General features: G+C 67.2%; 3 protein-coding genes. All 3 read left to right on the forward strand.

Annotated features, from left to right (window positions below; genetic code table 11):
• Positions 1-3,062, forward strand: a 3,062-nt coding sequence (locus tag HR086_RS43760; protein WP_174468605.1) for a S8 family peptidase, incomplete at its 5' end; no start/stop codon positions are given.
• Between the two features lie 266 nt (positions 3,063-3,328).
• Positions 3,329-4,687: a right-handed parallel beta-helix repeat-containing protein gene (locus HR086_RS43765; protein ID WP_254626725.1), complete on the forward strand. Its 1,359-nt coding sequence runs from the start codon at positions 3,329-3,331 to the stop codon at positions 4,685-4,687.
• A gap of 65 nt (positions 4,688-4,752) precedes the next feature.
• Positions 4,753-5,763: a type VI immunity family protein gene (locus tag HR086_RS43770; RefSeq protein ID WP_174468607.1), complete on the forward strand. Its 1,011-nt coding sequence runs from the start codon at positions 4,753-4,755 to the stop codon at positions 5,761-5,763.
• The last annotated feature ends 398 nt before the right edge of the window (positions 5,764-6,161 follow it).

The raw sequence follows: 6,161 nt of genomic DNA on the forward strand, positions 1-6,161 counted from the left end.
CCTCCGAGCCGCCGCCCCCGTCGCCGGAGTCCCGCCCCACGACGGAGGAGAGCCCCTACTTCGACGGAGAGCTCCTCGTCCGGTTCCGTGGCGGCGTTCAGGCCCTTGCCACGAGCGGCGCTGACGTGGTGAAGGGCGCGAGCGTCCTCCACGCGTACCGCGGGGCTCCCGGGCTTCAGCACGTCCGGCTTCCCGTGGGATTGAGCGTCGAGCGCGCCCTGGAACAGTATCGCGCGGACCCTCGCGTCGAGTTCGCCGAGCCCAACTACCGCCTCGAGAAAAACGCGCAGCCGGACGACACACGGTTCCGCGAACAGTGGGGGTTGCACAACGTCGGGCAGACGCTCGGCGTCGTGGACGCGGATATCAATGCGCCGGAGGCGTGGGAACTCATCGAAGGGCGTGAGTCGGGTGTCGTCGCCGTCATCGACACGGGCGTGGACCTCACGCACCCGGACCTGGTCGACAACCTGTGGGTCAACCCCGGGGAGACCGCCGGCAACGGCATCGACGACGACAACAACGGCTACATCGACGACATCCACGGCATCGACGCGACGGACGCGGCGGGGGCCAGGCCGCCCAGGGACGACGATGGCCATGGCACACACGTGGCTGGAATCATCGCCGCGCGCGGTGGCAACGGACGCGGCGTCACGGGTGTGAGCCCCCGCACGAAGCTCATCGCCTGCAGGATTACGGACGCGAATGGAAACCTGTCGGGCGCGGCCGCCATCCGCTGCCTCGACTACGTCGCGGAGCTGAAGACGCGAGCACGGCACCCGGTGAACGTGGTCGCCACGAACAGCTCCTGGGGAGGGCGCCTCCCCTCGCAAGAGCTCGAACGAGCCATCGCGCGCAACCTGCCCGCGGGAATCCTCTTCGTGACCGCCGTGGGCAATACAGCCATGAGCCTCGACGAGAACTGGGGCTCCCAATATCCAGCGGAGTACTCGCTGCCGCACCTCATCCGGGTTGGTGCCTCGGACGCGTCGGACCGGCGTGCCTGGTTCTCCAACTTCGGCTCCCAGCGCGTGGACGTCTTCGCTCCCGGAGAAGCCATCCTGAGCACGGTGCCGGGAGGCGGGTATGCCGCCTACAGCGGGACCTCCATGGCGGCTCCCCACGTCGCCGGCCTCGTGGCGCTCCTGTCCGCGCAGGTGCCCGCGCGCGACTGGCGGACCTTGCGCAACCTGGTGCTCAGCGGAGGGCAGCAGGTGCCCGCCCTGCGGGACGTCAGCGTGACGGGCCGCCGCATCCGCGCCATCGGTACGGATGGAGTGGGCTCGATGGGCTGTGAGAACCAGACAGTGGCAAGGCGACTGGCGCCCCAGGGCGAGGTGTTCATCAGCGGCACGAGTTGGGGAGAGCCTGGTGATCGCGTCACCCTCTCCGCGCTGAACATCCGCTGTGGCGAGGCCGCGGGTCGCGTGACGGTGCTCATGAGCAGCCCCCCTGGCAGCATCGACCTCCTCGACGACGGCCTGGGCGCCGACCTGGTGGCCGGTGATGGCATCGCCACCGCGCACTGGTCCCCCCCGGAGACGGGCGCCGTCACCTTCACCTTCCCGGGAGAGGATGCGGTGACGGTTCATCCCAGGTTCCCTGCCCTCCCCTCCATCCACAAGGGGCGCGCATCCTGGAATCCCGCCCTGGGAGAGGTGGCCTTGTTCTCCATCGACTTCAGCGGACGTGGCTCCCCAGGGCCCTGGGAGGTCCAGTGGGATGTCGACTACAAAGGCCGCTTCGACGTCGATATCTCGACGGCGGCGCCAGGGACCTCCCACCCCGGCGAGGAGACGAACTCGTCCGTCCGGCTCGTTCCACAGGCCCCCGAGGCGACGGTTGCGGCCGTGAAGCTCATCGACTCCCTTGGGGTCGTCTCGCCCACCCTGCAGTTCTTGACGGACTACCAGAAGCCCTATCCCTCCGACGTGCGGGTCGACGCGAACATCCTGGTGCCCGAGACTTCTCATCCGTTCGAGCTGACCGTCTGGTTCCGGGCGAACGGCACCATCGGTCCCTGGGTCGTGCAATGGGACTTGTTCCATGACGGAGAGCGCTTCACTCCATACGCGGCGGACCTCGTCCTGAGCACCGCGGGAGGGGAGTGGCCCAAGGCCATCGGGCGACTCACGCGGGTGTTCTCCGCATCCCATGGGGGGCCCCACCGCTTCGCCGTGCGAGTCATGGACGCGAAAGGGAAGACCTCTCCCATCCAGACGTGGGGCGCTGTCGCGGTCTGCGGCCCTCCCTTCATCCAGGAGGTGGAGTGGGAGAGCGCGGGGCGCGTGGAGCCCGTCGACGCGAGGCTGACCGCCCGCGCCGTTCAGGCCTGCGAGCCCATCCTTCGCTACCGCTGGGACTTCGACGCGGACGGGAGCTTCGATGCGGAGAGCGAGAGCCCCTTCATCCGTCATGTGTATGCGGACAACGTCACCGGCCAGTCCTCGCAGCGGGGCATCGTGCGCGCGGAGACGGCGACGACCCACTTCGACCGGACCTTCGAGGTTCCCGTCGAGAACACAGCCCCTCTTGTCCTTCCGATCCCCGAGCAGGTCGTGACGACCCGGCAGCGAATGGAGTACCAGGTCCCCGCCCATGACGTGGCGGGTGACACGCTCCGGTTCACCCTGAGCGCGAACGCCCCCAGGTGGGTCCAGCTGAGCGACACCGGACGGCTCTCCTGGACGGCCTCGGAGTCGTGGGCTCGAGGGGAGAAGCAGCTCGGCTTCAGCGTCACCGTGACCGATGACGAAGGGCTGTCCGCGACCATCCCCGTCGTCCTGGTCCCCGCGTATCGGCCGGAACCGCCCCCCGCGCCCCCGGATGAGGGCGGGTGCTCCACCACGGGGGGCGCCTTCCCTGGGGGTCTCGTGCTGCTCGCGCTCCTGCCGTGGCTACAGCGCCGCGGCCCATCCCGGCGCCCGGGGCGAACACGGGAGAAGAAGAGGGAGCCCCCAGAGACCACCGCCCGCTGGACAGAGGGGCTCTGGTTCACGTTGTCGCGCTGCAGGGGGCTGACGAGCGTCCTGCCACCGCCACTCAGCGAGAGGATGTAGAGCTGCGCTCCCTGGGCCGGGTAGACCTTCGAGCCCAACCCGCCCAGGAGTCCTGGGGCCCGCGCGGCGTTCGCGTCCACCTTGGGGGCAGGATGCTTGTGGACCGACTCCTCGATGGGAAGGTTGTGCTCCGCTGTCAGTCGTCGCGGAGGGCCTTCATGAGGAAGCAGCGAAGAGGGAGTGGGTTCATTCCCACATTCAGTTCACTCCTGCTAGGGCTGACGCTGGCCTGTGGAGTCGAGACGACGGACCCATCCGAGGACGAAATGCACCTCGGGGAGGTCGCGGCCGAGCTGGTGGAACCCCCTGACGGGAAGGAGATCTTCCTGGAACGGTGTCCGACGGCGGCGGACGCACGGGACAGAACGCTGTTCGTCTCGAACACGGGGCCATGGAACTCCAGCAGGCCGTTGGGCTCCAGCTCCAACCCATACAGGACCATCACCCTGGCGCTGAAGGCCGCCCGGCCGGGAAACATCATCGAGGTGCGCCCGGGAACCTATCCCGAGCAGCTCGTCATCAACCCGTCGACGACCCGGGCGGGTACCGCCATCGCGCCCATCCTCGTCAGGGGAGCGTCGTCCTTCAGGACGCGCATCGTCCCCCCGACCGGACGTGTCGTGGGCAGCCTGCTGACCTTGAGCCAGCCCTACTGGATCTTCCAATCCCTGGAAGTAGACATCCAAGGCAAGGCATCGTTCGCCGCGCTCTTCGAACGCAACACCTATTGCTCGCAGTTGATTGACTCACGGATACACCGAGGCACAGCCGGTGGCGGCGTCGTCATCAGCAGTGCCAACAATGTCCTCATCGGCAACAACGAGATTTATGACTTCTCGAAGTCGGGGGCGGACTCCCATGGGGTCGTGGTCAAGAACGCCTCGCGGGAAATCTTCGTCCTGGAGAACAATATTCATCAGACCGCGGGCGACTCGGTGCAGTGTCAGATGGATGGCAACAGACCCGCGTATCTCTATATCGAGCACAACCAACTGCATGATGCCGGGGAGAACGGCGTCGACATCAAGGGTTGCGACTCCGTCTTTGTGCGCACCAACTCCATCTTCGACTTCCCCAACCTGTCGCGCTACCCCTGGCAGGCGAGCACCTCCGCGGCCGAAGCGGTGGTGATCCACGCGGACGCCACGAACGTTCAACTCGTGTCCAACACCATTTCCGATGCGGGCCGAGGAATCTCGCTAGGAGGCACCACGGCAGGGGACCAGCCCGTGGACGTGCTGATTCGGAACAACACCATCAGCGACATCTTCAACTTCGCGAACAGGGGGAACGGACAGGGCATCCGCGTCGTGCAGGTCAACCGGGTGCAGATCCGCGCGAACCTCGTGCAGCGGACGGCGGACGCCGGACTGCGGCTGGCCGCGGATGAACCCCTGGGGGCCCCGGGCATGTTGGTGTTCGACAACATCCTCCGCGACATGCCGCTCTTCGTGCGGCTGGGCCGCGCGCAATACCGCGCCCAGATGAGGATGGACCGAAATCGTTACGAGGGGCCCCGTGGCAAATTCACGGCCACGGGACTCGTCAACCTCGGGGAGTTCCCTGAGTGGCGCAGCAAGCTGGCGCCCGCGGGCCTGGAGCAGAACTCAATACGAGTCCCCTGAGAGGCGACTCACATGAGGTTCCGGCCGCCACCACGCCAGCGGCCGGCGGGCCGGCTTCGGCCCTCATGCCTGCTCGCTCGATTTCGGGACAGCCTCTAGGATGTTCGGGCGCCTTCGCCGCGGACTTCGAGGCGAAGGAGGTCAAGGGCCCCGACTCCATGCATGTACCCCCACCCTCCGAACTCGAGCTCATCCAGGACGGCATCCGGCTGACCTCCTGGGTCTTCGGCATCAACCTGTATACCAGCCGCTCGTTCTACGACGGCTCCGTCGGGCTGCTGTCGGCCTGGGACCTGTTCCAGACCCGGTGCCCACCCGAGCGGCTGACCTTCCACGCCACGGAGACGATGAAGGCCCACAAGCCGGTCACGAAGCGGGTCCTCGGACTGCTCGGCACCTGGCTGGCCCCCGATGCGCCTCGCAAGAACTACCTCGCGCTGGAGCTGAAGGTCAGCGAGAAGCCTCAGGATGCTCCCTCCACCAAGTTCGAAATCTGGAACGTGGATGCGAGCCAGCAGGCCAACATCCTGTCCATGGCATTCCCGGCGGGGGAAGCCCGGGACAATCCGAGCGACCTCCTGGCGTTCGTCCAGCGGTTGGCCGACGTGTTCTCCTTCCGTTGTGGGTCCGCGGGCTTCGCCTTCGAGTGCTCCCGCGATGACAAGGAGGCCAGCGAGACACACGCCTGGAAAATGTCGATGCGTCACCCGGGCATCGACATCGTTCGCATCCCGTTCGACGCCAAGGCCGTGGGCGGCAATGGCATCCAGGGCGTGAATTGGCTGACGCTGCTCGACACAGGGACGCTGGAGCAACTCGGTGGGCTCAAGGCCCTGCGGAGTCAGCTTCCCGCCGAGGTCGAACTGCTCGAAGCCCGGCACGGCACCCTGGTCAAGGCAGGGCCCGCCCCCATGACAGGCGATGTCGACCACGCGGAGATGTTGCCGCTGTACCGTGAGGTCTATCGGCTGCTCGCGCCGTGGATCGCCATCGCGGCGGACCAGTCCATGGCGCTGCGGCTCGGGGGCGGCGCCATCCCCCGGACCGAGGCGTGGTACCGGCGACTGGGCACCTGAGCCCCCGCCAGGAAGCCGCCCCCCGAGCAGGCTCTGGAAGGCTTGTCCACTCGCCCCGTTGGTCAATGGTGCGGGGTTGGAATTCAGAACGTTTGAGCGCGTTGGGGACTGTCGCAAGGCTCGTCCTCGCCCGCCGGCGCGAGGGCTGGGGCCTTCCACTCAAACAGACGCAGGGTCCGCCGAACAGGGTGGCTCCTGCCACGCCTGGGAGCCTGCTCCCGAGCGTGGCGGTGTGCCCCTCGCTGGGCCTGCTGGAGGCAACACCGTTTGCGGAAACTTCGACTGGCATTCGCTGTCACGACTTTCTCACTGCTGCTGTCGGCAGGCTGCGGCAGTAAAGGAACGGAAAAGGAAACCCCTCCGGATGACCCCTCTCCGGACACCAGCCCCTCCGTACC

Source organism: Myxococcus sp. CA039A (assembly GCF_013336645.1).
GTDB lineage: Bacteria > Myxococcota > Myxococcia > Myxococcales > Myxococcaceae > Myxococcus > Myxococcus llanfairpwllgwyngyllgogerychwyrndrobwllllantysiliogogogochensis.